Source organism: Leisingera sp. F5 (genome assembly GCF_001593695.1).
In genome coordinates, this window is record NZ_LUKH01000023.1 from 1 (window position 1) to 16,266 (window position 16,266).

A 16,266-nucleotide genomic window follows, 5' to 3' on the forward strand; every position below is an offset into this window, starting at 1 on the left:
GGTGGGTTTGCGTCCGTTCGGGGCGCGGGCTGTCAGGATGAACCGTTCAAAAAACGCCCATTCCTCGTCCGACATCAAGTCTCGTGCCAAGCTGGTCTCCATCGCAGATACCAGATTGAATCATGCCTGCAGCCCCATGTGAATCCCTTTTGTCAACACGACCTAGTGATAGGGGACGTCCGGACTTCATCCGATTTGTGCCACGTATGTAACTGCCCCATGCGAAAGAGGTAATCTCAGAGCTGATCTTGGCGCCTCACCGGGTGCTGACATGTGCCCGGCCTCTGATGCAGCGTCATACATGCCGCGGGCCCGTATGGTGTTCGAAGGTCAGGTCCAGATCAAAGCCGCGTGCTCGTAGGCACTCTGTTGCACACTGGTTTTCCCGATCCTGTCTCACGACTGTTGCGTCAAACTGCTCCTTGCCCTCTTCCGCACCGACGTCCTCGCGATCTACGGCTGACTTATGCCGCCGCATTCGGAGACTGGTAGACACCGCCCCGGGCCATCAAGGCCCAGACGAGATGCAGTTCAGGCAGCCGTAGATGAAGAGCTTGAGCAGCACAGCCGGATGAGACCCCGGCCGCCCGGTTCGTGCTGGAGGGGGCGGCTGAAACCCAGCGCGGCCAGATCGAGGTCCTCGACAATGAGACCGGCCGCACGGACCGGATGATCCTCGCGGATCCAGCCTTCAAGCCGTTCCGGAAACAGTGTTGTCTGATCCCGGTTCACGCCCTCGATAAAGCCTGCCGTGATTGCCTCCCGCGCCCGTCTGGAAATTACCATGCCAGGCAGGGAGTTTCCGCACAGCCTCAGCCGTTAAAGGTTCTGGCAGGAAGGTCGCATTGCCGACAGCCGCGCGTGTGCCTTCGGACGCGGGGGGAGGGCTTTCAAATTCGCGCCCGGCCGGACTGCTCACTGCGGCTGCAGCGGCGTCATTTCCCTTCAGGCAGGCAGCACAAAGGCCTGATTTTGGGCGGAGGATCGCACGGTCATGCTCCCGTTCCACAAGCCGGGCGGGTGACGGCACTGCAAAATACGCAATGTCCCAAGCCGGGCTGGGGTGCTTCCAGCGCAGCCCGGCATCCCTTGTTAACAAGATACTCTTTACATCGAAGTGGCTCTGGAACCGGAGCATAACCGTGCGTTAACGATACCTTAACTTCGTCGGCCCATCCATTCAGGTTTTCCTGACCTTAGGTAAACCTGTGCGGGGTCGCGGCAATTCGGCCATTGACGCGCCGTTGCGGCGGGAACAGTCTCGGCGCATGACCACAGCCCTGAATATCTCCCGCATTCCCCGTCCCTTTGATCCCGGCCTCGGCGCCGAGGCGCGCAGCCTGGTGCCGGAACTGTCCGGCGCGTTTGCGGAACTGGTGGCAGGCGCCTGCGGTTCCAGCCCGTATCTTAAGGAGCTGACAGCGCGCGAGGCCGGCTGGCTGCCGCAGGCGCTGCAGAATCCTGACGCCGCGCTGGCGGGGGTCTTTGCAGACTGCCGGGCGCTCGAAGGCAACGGGTTGAAACCGGGCCTGCGCCAGGCAAAACGGCGGCTGGCGCTGCTGACCGCGCTTTGCGACCTCAGCGGCGGCTGGAGCCTGGAACAGGTAACCGGGGCGCTGACGGACTTCGGGGCGCTTTGTGCGGATGTGGCCATCAAGGCGGAAATCGCCACGCTGATCCGCCGCAAGAAACTGCCGGGCCTGACTGAGGATGATGTGGAAACCGCAGGCGGGCTTTCCATTCTGGCGATGGGCAAGATGGGCGCGTATGAGCTGAACTACAGCTCCGATATCGACCTGATCTGCCTGTTCGATGAAACCCGGTTCGACCCGGATGACTTCTTTGAGGCGCGCCAGGGCATGGTGCGCGCAACCAAGAACATGTGCGCAGCCCTCAGCGACCGCACCGGTGACGGTTATGTGTTCCGCACCGACCTGCGGCTGCGCCCGGACCCGGCAGTCACTCCGGTCTGCCTGGCGATGGAAGCGGCAGAGCGCTACTACGAAAGCCTGGGCCGCACCTGGGAACGCGCCGCCTATATCAAGGCGCGCGCCTGTGCCGGCGACACCGCCGCGGGGGAGCGGTTCCTGAACACCCTGCGGCCCTTCATCTGGCGGCGGCACCTGGACTTTGCTGCCATCCAGGACGCCCATGACATCCGCCTGCGCATCCGCGAGAACAAGGGCACCGGCGGCGCCCTGCATGTGCCGGGCCACGACATGAAGCTGGGCCGCGGCGGCATCCGCGAGATCGAGTTCTTCACCCAGACCCGCCAGCTGATCGCCGGCGGGCGCGACGAGAGCCTGCGCCTGCGCGGCACCGTCGAAGGGCTGGCGGCACTTGCGGACAAGGGCTGGGTGCCGCCGGGCACCGCGGAAACTCTGTCGGCCCATTACCGCGCCCACCGCGAGGTTGAGCACCGCATTCAGATGGTGCATGACGCGCAGACCCACCAGATGCCCAAATCCGAGGACGGCATTGCCCGTATCGCCTGCCTGATGGACCGCGATCCGGCGGAGCTGACGGCACAAATCAGGGACCGGCTGACCGAAGTGCATGAGCTGACCGAGGGATTCTTTTCTCCCGGCGGCACGCCAGCCGCAGCTGACACCGCAGAGGACACCACCAAGCTGGATGGCGCCATCATCGCCCGCTGGCCGACCTATCCGGCGCTGCGTTCCTCCCGCGGGGCGCGGATCTTCGAACGGCTGAAACCTGAACTGCTGTCGCGCGTGGCAAAAACTGCCAAACCGGCCGAAACCCTGGTGGCGCTGGACGGTTTTCTGGCCGGGCTGCCAGCCGGGGTGCAGCTGTTCTCGCTGTTTGGCGCCAACCCGCAGCTGATTGATCTGCTGGTGGATATTGCCGGCACTTCGCGGGAACTGGCCAGTTTCCTGTCCCGTAATTCCGGCGTGTTTGATGCGGTGATCGGCGGCTCCTTCTTTGATCCCTGGCCAGGGGTCGAGCAGCTGCGGGCGGAACTGAAAAACCGGCTGGCACAGGAAAGCGATTACGAGGCCCGGCTGGATGCCACCCGCCGCTGGTGCAAGGAATGGCACTTCCGCATTGGCGTGCATCACCTACGCGGGCTGATCGACGGCCATCAGGCCGGGGTCCAATACGCCGAATTGGCCGAGGTTGTGATTGCCGGCATCGCACCGGAGGTGGTGGCGCAGTTTTCCCGCAAACACGGCCCCCCGCCGGGGCGCGGCGCGGCGGTTCTGGCAATGGGATCGCTGGGGGCAGGCCAGATCAACTCTCAGTCCGACCTTGATATGATCGTGATCTACGATCCGGGCGATGCGGATATGTCCGAGGGCAAGCGCCCGCTGGCCGCACGGCCCTATTTCGCCCGGCTGACCCAGGCCTTTGTCACCGCGCTGTCGGCCCCGATGGCCCAGGGCAAGCTCTATGAAGTCGACATGCGCCTGCGGCCTTCGGGCAACCAGGGGCCGGTGGCGGTCAGCCTGGCAGGTTTTACCAATTACCAGCAGAACGAAGCCTGGGTGTGGGAGCATCTGGCGCTGACCCGGGCCCGCACGGTTGCGGGCGGCGCCAGCCTGACGGCGGATATCGAAACCTTCCGCGCGGCTTTCCTGGCAAAGCCGCGGAACCTGGCCAAGGTGCTGCAGGAGGTGTCCGGAATGCGCGTGCGGCTGGCCGCCGCCAAAGCGCCGTCGGGCCTTTGGGATGCCAAAAACGGCGCCGGGCGGATGATGGATGTCGAACTGCTGTCACAGGCCGGGGCGCTCACCTCCGACTCGGTGGCGCGCGATGTGGCCTCCGGCCTGCAGGGCGCTGTCGCTGCCGGATGGCTGAATGACGCGGATGCAGAATACCTGACCGCCAGTTACCGGCTATTCTGGTCGGTGCAAAGTGCCGCGCGGCTGCTTTCCGGCAAGGCCATCGAGGCCGAGACGATCGGGGAGGGCGGTGCGCAGTTCCTCTGCCGCACCACCGGATACGCCCGGCTGGATGCGCTGGAGCAGGAGCTGCAGACCCGATACACACGCTGTGCGGCGCTGATTGCAGAGGCCTTGGAAAGGGGACAGGCGGATGAAGGGCAGCACTGAACAGGACCCGCGCGGTCTGATCTACGAATCCTATCGGATCGACGGCATCACGGACGCGCAATGCCGCAGCATTTTCTTTGACTGGGCCTTGGGCATGGATGCGGCCCGCGACAGCCGGGAAGACATCGGCGCGCTGCTGGTCATGTACGGCAATGCCAATCCGGACCACCCGATGACCGCAGTGCTGCGCGACGGGCTGGAAGGCAGCGCCACACCGCGCCGCCGCGGCGGCTGGCGCTCGCGCGAGCGGTGAGGACAGCATCTATGCGGGCCGGGACAATCGTTGCCCGGCCATAAACATTCGTTAATTTTTCGCTAAATTGGACTTAATTTGTCCCAATTCTGCCCTGATTGACCCGCATCTTGCCCTTGAACCCGCCTGCCGGACCCTGACCCGGAAGCGGCTTGAAATGGTAAGGAGCAGAGTCATGAACATCTTCCGCAGCCTCGCATTCGTCTCCCTCGGGCTGATGGTTTCCGCCTGCGCCTCGGTGGACGTGCCATCGCGTAACCTGCCGTTCGAGCCGGTGCCGGACGCAGCGGTGAGCGTGCCCGACGGCTATGAAACCCTGCCGCAGGTGGATCCGGTACCGGCCCTGCGGATCAGCAGCGTCACCGTCGATGTGCCGCGCAGCCTCTCCGTTTCCGAAGCCAACAGCTATCTGCCCAAAGGCGATATTGTCTGGCGCGAGGACCCTTACGGCGACCGCCACGCCCAGGTGCAAAAAATCGTTCAGCGCGCCATGGAGGCCGGCAGCACCGGCATGGGTGGCGCGATCGAGGCCGATCTTCATATCGAACTGCAGCGATTTCACGCCCTGACCCAAAAGGCCCGCTACACCACCGGGGGCATTCATGCGATTACCTTCAAGATGCGCCTCACCGATCCGGCCACCGGCGCCCTGCTGCGCCCGGAAAAAACCGTTGAGGCCGACCTCAAGGCCTTTGGCGGCGCCCGCGCCCTGGAGGCCATGTCGCGCGGCCAGACCCAGAAAGTGCGCATCACCGGCCATCTGGCCAATGTAGTCCGCCAGGAGCTGACCAAGCCCGGCAGCTACCAGAACCCGCGTCTGGGACTGCTGCAGGCACTGCAGTAAAGCCAAGGCGCAGCGGCGAAGTTCTGCGGGAAGGGGCCATGCGGCCCCTTTTCCTGTTCCGGGCTTAAGGCTAAGAGGAACCCATGACAGCCTCCTCAGATGCGCTTCAGCGCCCCCGCGTGAAAATGAAACCCAAATCCAACGCCCGCGCCATCCGGCACGGGTTTCCCTGGGTTTATGCCAATGAACTGGTGACCGACCGCCGCACCCGCAATCTGGCGCCCGGCACCCTGGCGGTGCTGGAAGACGAGGCGCAGCGCCCGCTGGGCCTGGTCTCGGTGAACCCCGACAGCAAGATCATTGCCCGGATGCTTGACCGCGACCCGGAAGCGGTGATTGATCAGGCCTGGTTCGCCGCCCGCCTGTCCCGTGCGCTGGACATGCGCGAACGCTTGTATGACGCGCCCTTCTACCGGCTGGTCCATGCCGAATCCGACGGCCTGCCCGGCGTGATCATCGACCGTTTCGGCGCGGTCTGCGTGGTGCAGCCCAACGCTGCCTGGGCCGAGATGCATCTGGACGCGCTCACCGCCGCCCTGGCAGAGGTGACCGGCGCAGAGGTGATCCTGAAAAACGCCGCTGGCCGCACCCGCGCCCTGGAAGGGCTGGACGATCAGAACCAGACCTTGCTGGGCGAAACGCCCGCCGCACCTGTGCCGGTGCAGATGAACGGCGCCACCTATATGGCCGACCTCACCGGCGGCCAGAAAACCGGGTTGTTCTTCGACCAGCGCGAAAATCATGCCTTCGCCGCCCGCGTCACCGGGCCGGGCGCCAAGGTGCTGGATGTGTTCTCCCACGTCGGCGGTTTTGGCCTCGCCATGCTCGCAGGCGGGGCAGGGCACGCCACCTGCGTTGACGGCTCTGCCGCCGCACTCGAGCTGGCGGCCCAGGGCGCCGAAGCCAGCGGCCACAAGGAGCGGTTCACCGCCCGCCAGGGCGATGCGTTCGACGTGCTGGAGGCGCTGCAGGAGGAAGGCGAAAGCTTCGATGCGGTGATCTGCGACCCGCCCGCCTTTGCGCCCTCGAAACAGGCGCTGGAGGCCGGTCTGCGGGCCTACGAGCGCATTGCCAAACTGGCCGCCCCGCTGGTGAAGCCGGGCGGCTACCTTGGACTTTGCTCCTGCTCGCACGCGGCGGATCTTGCCAAATTCCGCAATGCCTCAGCCCGCGGCATCGGCAGATCCGGCCGCCGCGGCACGCTGATCCACACCGGCTATGCCGGACCCGACCACCCGCAGCTGCCGCAGCTGGCCGAAAGCGGCTACCTTAAGGCCGTGTTCTTCCGGCTGGACTGACGGGGATGAAGCTGCTCCTGGACACTTGCGTGCTCTACCCGACGGTGATGCGGGAAATGCTGCTGGGCGCGGCCAGGCTGGGGCATTTCACCCCGCTCTGGTCCGTCCGCATCTTAGGCGAATGGGAGCGTGCAGCGCTGAAACTCGGGCCTGAAGGCGCCGCGCAGGCCAAGGCCGAGATCACCCTGATCCGCGCCAATTGGCCCAGGGCCGAAGTGCCCGCATCACCGGGCGTTGAAGCCCGCCTGTGGCTGCCCGACAGCGCCGATATCCATGTTCTGGCTGCCGCCATCACCGGCCACGCCGACGCTATTGTCACCCTCAACAACAAGGACTTCCCCCGCCACACCCTGGCCGAGGAAGGCCTGGAGCGTCTTGGCGCGGACGAACTCCTCTACCGGTTCTGGCTGCAGGACAACTCCGGTATGGAGGCCCTCGGCGCCCAGGTGCTGGGTGAGGCCAACCGCCTCTCCGGCGGCAGCTGGGAGATCCGCCCGTTGCTGAAGAAAGCCCGCCTGCCAAGGCTGGCCAAGGCGCTGGCCAGTTGACTTGTTTTTCATCTTTTTAGAAATACTCCGGGGAGTTTGAGGGGCAGGCCCCTCATGCCTTCAGCCATCTCAGCCCTTGGCCCATTTCGCTTCCAGCCGCTCCAGCGCGGCGATGCGTTCTTCGGTCTTGGGGTGGCTCATCAGCCAGGCCGGCGCCATTCCCGCGCGCGCCTGGGTCAGCTCCTCCAACTTGGTGAACAGGCTTTTCTGCGGCGCCAGCCCGATCCCCGCCTTGGTCAGCAAGGCAGCGGCATATTCATCCGCCTCATACTCATCGCCGCGCGACAACCGTGCTGCGATCAGCCCGGTCAGCACCCCGGCAATCCACGGACCGATAAAGGGGATGTAGCGGCCAAGGATCATCATCAGTGCCGTGCGCAGCGCGTTCTGGCCGGAGAAATCGATCATCCGTTTTTTCGCGTGCCCCAGCGCCACATGGCCCAGCTCATGGGCAATCACCGATGCCATTTCCTCGGCGCTGACCTCGCCATTCTGGTATTTGCGGTAAAATCCGCGGGTGATGAAAATCCGCCCGTCCGGGGCTGCCAGCCCGTTGACCGGATCGACCTCATAGATATGCACCGGGATGCGGGCCACATTCAGCGCCGCCGCCAGCCGGTCGGTCAGCCCTTTCAGCCGCGCATCCGCCAGTTCGGTCGAACGCTGGTCCAGCTCACGGTGGGTGCGCCAGATCGAAATCCGGTACATCACAAGGCTATAGGCGACGGCCAGCAGAATGGGCAAAAGGCGCAGCATGCTTCAGATATGGGGGCTGACCCTGCCAGGCTCAAGCGGTTTCTGCATGATCCGGCGCCGCCCATCCGCTCTCCTGCGGCAGCCCGTCCTGGCCCGAGGGCCAGCCGCTGGCCGTGACCGCGTCCTGCAGCGCGGCATAGCAGTCCGGATCAATTCCGGATCCCGACAGCTTGTCCATGATTGCATAGGTCTCGTCCAGCGGCAGCGCTGCGCGATAGGGGCGGTCTGCGGTCAGCGCGTCAAAGATATCGGCCACCGCCAAAATCCGCATCTCCTGGCTCAGCTGCCCGGCGTCCAGACCGTAAGGGTATCCTTTGCCATCCAGCCGCTCGTGATGGGCAGCGCTCACATCCGCCAGCTCGCGGAAGGCGAAAATCCGGCTCAGCACCTGATGGCCCAGCACCGGATGCTGTTTCATCCTGGCAATTTCTGCCTCGGTCATCTTGCCCGGCTTGTCGAGAAGGGTGTTCGGGATCCCCAGCTTGCCAATGTCGTGCAGCAGTGCCCCCCGCACCATCCAGCGCCGCCGCGCCGGGGTATAGCCGAGCTGATCGCAGATCATGGCGGTATAGCGCGCAACCCGCCGGGAATGGCCGTGGGTAAAGGGGCTCTTGGCGTCGATCACCAATGAGAACGCCTCGCTGATTTCATCCAGGTAATCCTCATCCACCGGATGAATATGCCGGGCCTGCGGGGTGGCAAGCACTTCTGCTTCCAGTCCGGGATCCCGCAGGTCCGGCAAAAAGCGCGGACGGCGGATCACCGAAGTGAAGACCGGCACCAGCTCCGGATCGAACCATGTGCCCGCGCGCCGCTCCAGCTCTGCCGCGGCGGCCTCGGCCCCCTGGCCGGCGGCAAAGACATCCACCACCTGCGCCATCAGCGCAATGCGCGAAAACAGCGGGATTGCATCGCCTGTCAGGCCCAGCGGCAGGCCGCCGCCGTCCCAATGCTCATCCAGGCAGGCGATGCCTTCAGCCACAGCTTCGGAAAATCGCATCTGCCGGGCAATTGCCGCACCGCGGTTGCAGCGGGTGTCGATCAGTTCCCCGGCAATGCTGCTGTTCTTGGCCAGCACCTGTTTCAGGGTCTTCAGCCGGGTCAAGGGCGCGGCGGCGCTGGCGGTGTTGCGCCAGAGGAAGCCGAGTCCCTGGCGCAGGCCGTTCACCGTTTTGAAATTGCGCTTAAAGGAGAGGTCGTCGGTCTTGTACAGCTGGCAGATGCGGGCAGCATTGGAACTGCAGCCCAGATCCTTCATCAGCAAAGTGAAATAAAGATCGGAGCGCGCCTGAGGCGCCATCCCCAGCTCTGCTGCCACCTGCATGCCGATCCAGCAGCAGCGCAAACAATGCCCCTTGGGCTGGCCTTCGGTCATGTCCAGCGCATGGCTGAGCGCGCCAAGGAGTTCCCCCAGTTGCAAGGTTTCCTGGGGTGCACCAGAGGTAAGGTGCGAATTCGGATCTAAATTGGTCATGGGCCTTCTGCGCGAAAGATGCGGAAGGCCCATGACACCACGGGCAGGCTTAACCTGCCCTTACCCCGGCGCGGGCGGGTTGGGGAAACTGCGCCGGAATTTAGTAAAACTGCCGGAACATGTGCCGCGCCGGAGCGTGGATCAGTTCATGCCCAGCTTGCCGGGAAACTCAATGTTGATCTCCAGGCTCGACAGCTCGTCGCCGCGCTCCATGCGGATGTCGATCGCCTCGTCGCCGATCTGCATATGGCGGCGGATCACTTCCAGGATGTCGCGCTGCAATTGCGGCAGGCAGTCGGGGCGGACACCGCCGCTGCTGCTGCGCTCATGCGCCAGCAGGATCTGCAGCCGTTCCTTGGCGGTGCTGGCAGAGGCTTTGCGGGGGCGGAGGGAAAAACCGAACATGCCTTACACCGCCCGTCCGAACAAACGCTGCAGCAGGCCGGGGCGCCGGTCGGCGGCAATCCGCATTTCGATCTGCTCACCGATCAGCCGGCCGACCGCGTCCTCATAGGCGGTGGCCGCCGCGGAAGGGTCATCCAGCACCACCGGCACGCCGAGATTGGAGGCCCGCAGCACAGCCTTGCTTTCAGGAATGATCCCCAAGAGCGGCTCTGCCAGAACCTCCAGCACATCCTCCACCGTCATCATTTCACCGCTGTTGATGCGTGACTTGTCGTGACGGGTAATCAGCACATGCGCCTTGACCGGCTCCGCCCCGGCCTTGCCTGCCCGGTCGGTGATGCTGTTCAACAGGCCAAGCACCCGGTCGCTGTCGCGCACCGAGGAAACTTCGGGGTTGGTCACCACAATCGCCTCATCGGCAAAATGCATCGCCATCTGGGCGCCGCGCTCAATGCCCGCAGGGCTGTCGCAGATGATATAGTCGAACTCCTGACGCAGCTCTTCCAGCACCTTCTGGACGCCATCCTTGGTGAGCGCGTCCTTGTCGCGGGTCTGCGAGGTCGGCAGCACCGACAGCGTCTCCAGCCGCCGGTCGCGGATCAGCGCCTGCTTCAGCTTGGCATCGCCCTGAATGACGTTGATAAAGTCGAACACCACCCGGCGCTCGCAGCCCATGATCATGTCCAGGTTGCGCAATCCGACGTCGAAATCGATCACCACCGTCTTGTGGCCGCGCCGCGCCAGCTCGGCGCCGACGGCAGCGGATGTGGTGGTCTTGCCAACGCCGCCCTTGCCCGAGGTGACCACAATCACCTTGCCCAGCGGCTCTTCCAGTTTCAGGTCCTTGCTCATCGTTCCGCCTTCCTTATCCCTGTGCTCATCCCAGGGTCTCCACACAGAGCCGCCCGTCCTGCAGGAACACCTGCACCGGATGGTTCAACAGCTCCGGCTCCAAATTTTCGCTTGTCCGGTACAGCCCGGCGACAGCCAGCAGCTCGGCGTCCAGGCTGTGGCAAAAGATCCGCGCATCCTCGTCACCCTCGGCACCTGCCATGGCGCGGCCCCGCAGACGGCCATAGACATGGATGCTGCCGCGCGCAATCAGCTCGGCGCCGGAACTGACCGGCCCGACCACCACCAGATCGCCGCCTTCGGCCACCACCGTCTGGCCGGAGCGCACCGGCCGGGTGATCAGCCGGTTCTGCGGGGGGCGCAATTTCTTGGGCAATTCCCGGCGGGTACCGGGCCGGGCCGGGCCGTCGGTATTCAGCGGCGCATCCTTGCCGCTGGCGATGGTGATCAGTCCGGCGTCTTCGGCGGCGGCCACCTGCGAGGGCGAGGCGTTTTGCACCCCGAACACCGCCAGGCCGCGGCTGCGCAGGCTGTCGGTCAGCGCCCGCAGCTCAGCCGGGCGGGTCAGTCCAGGCGCCTGGGCCAGATCCAGGATCAGCGGCGCGCCGTCAAAGAAATGCGGACTCCAGCGCAGCTGCGTGTCCAGCGCGGTGTAAAACGCCTGATCCAGCGGCCCGTCTTCAGGGCGCAGCGCAACGGCGGTGAAATACCGCCCGCGGATCTGGAATGGCTTTATGGCAGCGGCGGGGGCGCCGCCACGAGGGGGGATGTCTTGATGCGGCACGCTCACGCGAGGCTCCTGCTCGGGGATTGCGGCCTTTTGTTTTGCCGCTTCTTCTTTTCCTTACGGATAGCGGCTGCGGGGCGGCCCGTTCAACCGGCGTAAGCCCGCCTCGGCGGACATGCGCCGGATGCCGATCCCGGCGGCGGAATTCCGCGGGAAGACTGCCTAGGGTTGCGCAAAAAAGAATTGCTGTCCGCGCCAGCGGGGCAAGCTGCTGCGGTTCCGGCCTTCCCGAGGACACAAGAAGCCCGGCCGACGCCTTGCCTGGCCGCCCGCCGGAACCAGCGGCGGCGGCGCAGCGCTGCGGGGCGCGATGAACAGTACTGTCAGATGCATCAGACCCTTGCGCAGATCGTCCTGGATCAGGACCGGGCCGGTTACGGAGGTGTTGCTGCGTTTTCAGCCACAGCCCCATGCGCGGCAATGCGCGCAATCCACAGTGCCGGAGTGACCACGCACCGGCCGCAGCCTCTGCGGCGTATTTGCCATGGTGCCCTCCGGCTTGGCGTGGTTTGAATGGGCTGGCAGGTTGCACTTTTTGATCGGTGCTGTTGATTTTATTAAGAAATTGGAGAATTGCGATGCAGTGGACTTTTCTTGCGGCGTCAGCGCTGGCGGCCCTGTGGATGGGCGTTCATGCCTTCATCGGCGGCCGGGAATGCGCGGTGCCGCTGGCACAGGACCGGCAGCTGCCGGATGTGGTGCGCGAAACTACCCTGTTCTGCTGGCATCTGGTAACCGGGTATCTGGGCCTGATGGCTCTGTTCCTGTTTCTCGGCGCCCGCGGCTCGGTTGAGATGGCACTGGCGGGAACCGTCATGGCTGCGGTCACTGCAGGGATTGGCATTGTGATGCCGCCGCTGCGCCGCGCGGGCTATGGCCTTTTGCCGCAGGGCTGGCTTTTTGTGCCGGTTGCGGCATTGGGCAGCTGGGGGCTTTGGGGCGTCTAGAGGCGCGGCTCCCGCCCGCCTGGCCTGCATTGAAAATGCCTGCCTGCCGGTTGGGTCCAGCGCCGGACCAAGGGTCCGGCGCGCATCCTGCCATGGCAGGATGCCATGCCCAAGTCTGACAAGGGGGCTGGCGCCAGCCGGCACACCTGCAGGCGCGGGAGAGCTGCCGTTGTCCAACGCCGCCCCGGTTTTCAGTTGAAAGGTCTAGCGCGACAGCTCGCGCATGCCGCGCTCCAGGCCGTCCAGGGTCATCGGCACCATCCGGTCCTCGAAAATCTCGCGGATCATGCCGATTGAATGGGTGTAATCCCAGTACTTCTCCGGCACCGGGTTAATCCAGAGGGTCGAGGCCCACTGCTCCCGCGCGCGTTGCAGCCAGACCTGGCCCGCTTCCTCGTTCCAATGCTCGTTGGCGCCGCCGGCATAGGCGATCTCGTAAGGCGACATTGAGGCATCGCCCACGAAGATGCATTTGTAGTCCGGCCCGTAAGTACGGAGCACTTCATGGGTCGGAATCTTCTCGCCCCAGCGCCGCCGGTTGTCGCGCCACACGCCTTCATACAGGCAATTGTGGAAATAGTAATATTCCAGATGCTTGAATTCGGTCCGCGCGGCTGAGAACAGCTCTTCCACCACCTTGATATGCGGATCCATCGAGCCGCCGACATCCAGGAACAGCAAGACCTTCACCGCATTGTGCCGTTCGGGGCGGGTCTTCACGTCCAGATAGCCGTGCTCGGCGGTGGAGCGGATGGTATTGTCCAGGTCCAGTTCCTCATGGGCGCCTTGGCGCACCCAGCGGCGCAGCCGTTTCAGCGCCACCTTGATGTTGCGGGTGCCAAGCTCGACATCGCCATCCAGGTTCTTGAACTCGCGCTTGTCCCAGACCTTGACCGCGCGCTGGTGGCGGCTGCCCGATTGGCCGATACGCACGCCCTCGGGGTTATAGCCATAAGCGCCAAAGGGCGAAGTGCCGGCGGTGCCGATCCACTTGTTGCCGCCCTGATGGCGGCCTTGCTGCTCCTTCAGCCGTTCTTTCAGCGTCTCCATCAGCTTCTCAAAGCCGCCAAGCGCCTCGATTTCGGCCTTCTCCTCTGCGCTCAGATGCTTTTCAGCCATCTTGCGCAGCCAGTCTTCGGGAATGTCCACGGCCTCCATCACGGCCTCGGCCGGGATCGCCTCCAGGCCTTTGAATGTGGCGGCAAAGGCGCGGTCGAATTTGTCGATGTTGCGCTCGTCCTTCACCATCGCCGCGCGGGCGAGGAAATAGAATGCCTCGATATCGTAGGTCGCCAGCCCCGCCTTCATGCCTTCAAGAAAGGTCAGGTATTCACGCAAAGACACCGGAATCGCCGCCTTGCGCAGGTTTTCAAAGAAGGGCTGGAACATGGCAGGGCCTTTGCTGAGCAGTTACGCCAGCACCCGGTGGGTCAGGATGGTTGCCAGCAGGCCAAGCATACCAAATACGATGGCATAGACAGCCCCGTATTGCAGCATGTCCAGGGTATTGCCGCCACGTTTGCGGGCCTTCATTGCGCCAATCAGGGCGCCCAGCAGCAAGCCGGCAATTACGATCATGGTCTTATCCGTCTGTTGTCTCGTGTTGCAGGATCAGGGTGCCGAAGGACGCAGCGCGGCAATTTCTTCCAGCCGGGCCTCGACCACCCAATCCGGGCCAAACCCGTAGCGCGCCCATCCCAGGCTGTCCAGCCTGACCCGGCGCGCTTCCACTGGGCGGCCCTGCAGCTCCAGTGCTTCGGCCTGCAGCATCAGCAGGGTTGACAGAAGGGCTGCGTTCTCATGCTGTGCTGCGGCGGCCACTGCGGGTGTCAGACGCGCCAGTGCGGCGCCCCCGTTGCCGGCGGCAATCTCATAGGCTGCCAGCTGCACCGCCAGCTTAGCCTGGTGCATGCGGGTGCCGGGTTGGCTCTGCAGGTAGGTCTGCGCGGTCAGGAAATGCTGCAATGCCAGCTCGGGTTCGCGGACATGCAGCATCCGGCCCAATGTATAGTGGCTGAGGCCCCGCCGGTGGTCCTGCCAGCCCAGATCGCGGGCGATTGCCGCGGCCTTGTTGGCGGCGCGCAGCCGGTCCCGCAGCGAGGATTGCGGCCCCAAGGCCTGCTCATAAGCTGCGACCCAGGCCCGCGGGGTTTCCGGCAGCCACTGTGCCGCAGTGCGCGCGCCGCGCGGGTTCAGCCGCGCCAGCACCGCAGGCAGCCGCGCCGCCACCTCGGCCCGGCTCATGCCGGTGCGCAGCTCAGGCGCGTAAGTGGCGCGCAGGATCAGCATGTCGAACCCGGTCAGCACGGCGTGGATATTGTCGTCATTGAAGATCGAATCCGGCAGCCGGTAGAGATCATTCAGCGGCCCGACTGCCTGCGCCAGCTCCTCGTGCAGGCAATCGCGGACTTCCTGCGGACTGACGTCATTGGGGATGAACACCGCCAGCTTCTCGCGGCTGCGCAGCAGCGACCAATTGGTGCGCGGGCTGCGCCGGTTGCGGCGGTATTCCCGCAGCGACGAGACATTGGGCACCACGAAACAGGCGGCCTTGGGCAAGGCCCGCCGGATCTCGGCGCGGGAAACCGACTGGATGGTTATATTGGCTTCGCCGCCGGACATCCGGCGGACCGGGACCCCGGCCTCGGTCCGCAGCCGGGCTAGCAGCGCGCTCAGATCGCGGTTGAAGCCCGGTGCGGGAGAGCCGGTCACCCGCAGGGTGATTGGGGTCTCGAACCGGGTGAACTGGGGCAGGGTGCTGCCGCCTTCCAGCCGGAAATGCAGATCCAGAAAATCCCGCGCAATATCGGCGTTGGAGCGCTGCGGCGGCTGCGGGCGGCTGGCGGTGAATACCTTGACAGGCGGCAGCGCAACCGGTGCGGCTGCGGCGCGGGTCGGCGCTGTGACCTGCCTGTCGGGAGCGGAACAGGCGGCCAGCGCAGCCACTGCAAGCCCGGCTGCCGCCCCCCGAAGCACGCGCAAGCCGGCAGGCCTGCGGGGCGGGTGTTGGACAGAGATGTGTGAAACCGGGGCAGCGTCAGCGGGCACTCGGGGCGTCTCCTATCGGCCCGGGCTATGGTGCCCGGCTCTGTTTCCTCTGATAGGGGAATGCGGCAGCAATTTGAAGCGAAACAGGCAGGCGCCGGGCAAAGCGCCTGCCAGTGTGCTGTCAGCGCCGCCCGCGTGCCATGAAGGCCAGCCGTTCGAACAGATGCACGTCCTGCTCGTTCTTCAACAGCGCCCCATGCAGTTTGGGCAGCGCATCGGCGCCGTCACGGGCAATGTCCTCGGGCGTCAGATCCTCGGCCAGCAGCAGCTTCAGCCAGTCGATCACTTCGGAGGTCGACGGCTTTTTCTTCAAGCCTTGCGTCTCGCGGATCTCATAGAACTGGGTCAGCGCGGCGGTCAGCAGGCTGTCCTTGATGCCGGGATGATGCACCTCGACGATCTTTTTCATCGTCTCCGCATCGGGAAAGCGGATGTAGTGGAAAAAACAGCGCCGCAAAAAGGCGTCGGGCAGTTCTTTTTCATTGTTGGAGGTGATGATCATGATCGGGCGGTGCAGCGCCTTGACCATCTCGCCGGTCTCGTAGACGTGGAATTCCATCTTATCGAGTTCCTGCAGCAGGTCATTGGGGAACTCGATATCGGCCTTGTCGATCTCATCGATCAGCAGCACAACTTTTTCGCCGGCTTCAAAGGCTTCCCACAGCTTGCCCTTTTTGATGTAGTTCTTCACATCATTCACACGCGCGTCGCCCAGTTGGCTGTCGCGCAGGCGGCTGACGGCATCATATTCATACAGGCCCTGCTGGGCGCGGGTGGTGGACTTCACGTTCCACTCGATCATCCGCAGCCCCAGAGCCCCGGCCACCTGCTTGGCCAGTTCGGTTTTGCCGGTGCCCGGCTCGCCCTTGACCAGCAGCGGACGCTCCAGCGTCACTGCCGCATTGACCGCAACTTTCAAGTCATCTGTTGCGACATATTCTTTAGTGCCCTGAAATTGCATATCTTTCCTGTTCCAGTCAT

At 64.5% G+C, this 16,266-nt stretch carries 15 protein-coding genes and 2 pseudogenes; 6 read left to right on the forward strand and 11 right to left on the reverse strand.

The genetic code is table 11. The features are described from left to right. Together A2I95_RS16010 and A2I95_RS16015 are read right to left on the reverse strand one after the other, a co-directional pair. Window positions 1-102 (reverse strand): annotated as a pseudogene (locus A2I95_RS16010) (IS5/IS1182 family transposase); the annotation flags it as partial. A 415-nt stretch (window positions 103-517) separates the two neighbouring features. Next, window positions 518-786 (reverse strand): annotated as a pseudogene (locus A2I95_RS16015) (hypothetical protein); the annotation flags it as partial. Window positions 787-1,268: 482 nt separating this feature from the next. Between A2I95_RS16015 and A2I95_RS16020 the strand changes: the two are divergent. The 5 genes from A2I95_RS16020 (at window position 1,269) to A2I95_RS16040 (ending at window position 7,016) form a co-directional block, all read left to right on the forward strand. After that, window positions 1,269-4,073: a bifunctional [glutamine synthetase] adenylyltransferase/[glutamine synthetase]-adenylyl-L-tyrosine phosphorylase gene (locus A2I95_RS16020; protein WP_291730948.1), complete on the forward strand. Its 2,805-nt coding sequence runs from the start codon at window positions 1,269-1,271 to the stop codon at window positions 4,071-4,073. Further along, window positions 4,057-4,326, forward strand: coding sequence for a hypothetical protein (locus tag A2I95_RS16025; RefSeq protein ID WP_027258564.1), 270 nt, complete (start codon window positions 4,057-4,059; stop codon window positions 4,324-4,326). Before A2I95_RS16020 ends, A2I95_RS16025 begins: the two co-directional genes overlap by 17 nt. A gap of 175 nt (window positions 4,327-4,501) precedes the next feature. Then, entirely contained in the window at window positions 4,502-5,170 is a 669-nt protein-coding gene (locus A2I95_RS16030; protein ID WP_291730951.1) for a DUF6778 family protein, read from the forward strand. Between the two features lie 83 nt (window positions 5,171-5,253). Beyond that, a complete protein-coding gene (locus A2I95_RS16035; protein ID WP_291730953.1) occupies window positions 5,254-6,468 on the forward strand; it encodes an RSP_2647 family RNA methyltransferase in 1,215 nt (404 codons plus the stop codon). Window positions 6,469-6,473: 5 nt separating this feature from the next. Next, window positions 6,474-7,016 carry an RSP_2648 family PIN domain-containing protein gene (locus tag A2I95_RS16040; RefSeq protein WP_291730955.1) on the forward strand — a complete coding sequence of 181 codons (543 nt, stop codon included), beginning with the start codon at window positions 6,474-6,476 and terminating at the stop codon, window positions 7,014-7,016. 69 nt (window positions 7,017-7,085) lie between these two features. On the opposite strand, the gene A2I95_RS16045 is transcribed toward A2I95_RS16040, so the two are convergent. The 5 genes from A2I95_RS16045 to minC form a co-directional block, all read right to left on the reverse strand. Continuing rightward, the gene (locus A2I95_RS16045; RefSeq protein WP_291730957.1) at window positions 7,086-7,772 is read right to left on the reverse strand and encodes a M48 family metallopeptidase; all 687 of its coding nucleotides are present in this window, start codon (window positions 7,770-7,772) and stop codon (window positions 7,086-7,088) included. 31 nt (window positions 7,773-7,803) lie between these two features. Beyond that, window positions 7,804-9,246, reverse strand: a complete 1,443-nt coding sequence (locus A2I95_RS16050) for an HD-GYP domain-containing protein (RefSeq protein WP_291730960.1) — start codon at window positions 9,244-9,246, stop codon at window positions 7,804-7,806. Between the two features lie 141 nt (window positions 9,247-9,387). Continuing rightward, window positions 9,388-9,651 (reverse strand): cell division topological specificity factor MinE, encoded by a 264-nt coding sequence (minE, locus tag A2I95_RS16055; protein WP_259991506.1) that lies wholly within the window; start codon window positions 9,649-9,651, stop codon window positions 9,388-9,390. A gap of 3 nt (window positions 9,652-9,654) precedes the next feature. After that, window positions 9,655-10,473 carry a septum site-determining protein MinD gene (gene minD, locus A2I95_RS16060; protein ID WP_367151760.1) on the reverse strand — a complete coding sequence of 273 codons (819 nt, stop codon included), beginning with the start codon at window positions 10,471-10,473 and terminating at the stop codon, window positions 9,655-9,657. Between the two features lie 55 nt (window positions 10,474-10,528). Continuing rightward, window positions 10,529-11,293 (reverse strand): septum site-determining protein MinC, encoded by a 765-nt coding sequence (minC, locus tag A2I95_RS16065; protein WP_291730967.1) that lies wholly within the window; start codon window positions 11,291-11,293, stop codon window positions 10,529-10,531. Between the two features lie 575 nt (window positions 11,294-11,868). On the opposite strand from minC, the gene A2I95_RS16070 reads away from it, so the two are divergent. Then, window positions 11,869-12,237: a hypothetical protein gene (locus tag A2I95_RS16070; RefSeq protein ID WP_291730969.1), complete on the forward strand. Its 369-nt coding sequence runs from the start codon at window positions 11,869-11,871 to the stop codon at window positions 12,235-12,237. A gap of 204 nt (window positions 12,238-12,441) precedes the next feature. Here the strand turns inward: A2I95_RS16070 and A2I95_RS16075 are convergent, their stop codons facing one another. From A2I95_RS16075 to A2I95_RS16090, 4 genes are all read right to left on the reverse strand, one after another. Next, on the reverse strand, window positions 12,442-13,626 hold the full coding sequence (locus tag A2I95_RS16075; protein ID WP_291730972.1) for a VWA domain-containing protein: 1,185 nt from the start codon (window positions 13,624-13,626) through the stop codon (window positions 12,442-12,444). A 21-nt stretch (window positions 13,627-13,647) separates the two neighbouring features. Next, the gene (locus tag A2I95_RS16080) at window positions 13,648-13,815 is read right to left on the reverse strand and encodes a hypothetical protein (protein WP_027258574.1); all 168 of its coding nucleotides are present in this window, start codon (window positions 13,813-13,815) and stop codon (window positions 13,648-13,650) included. Between the two features lie 33 nt (window positions 13,816-13,848). Beyond that, window positions 13,849-15,219 carry a DUF2927 domain-containing protein gene (locus A2I95_RS16085; RefSeq protein WP_291730975.1) on the reverse strand — a complete coding sequence of 457 codons (1,371 nt, stop codon included), beginning with the start codon at window positions 15,217-15,219 and terminating at the stop codon, window positions 13,849-13,851. Between the two features lie 187 nt (window positions 15,220-15,406). After that, window positions 15,407-16,246, reverse strand: coding sequence for a MoxR family ATPase (locus tag A2I95_RS16090; RefSeq protein ID WP_291730977.1), 840 nt, complete (start codon window positions 16,244-16,246; stop codon window positions 15,407-15,409). Window positions 16,247-16,266: the final 20 nt, after the last annotated feature.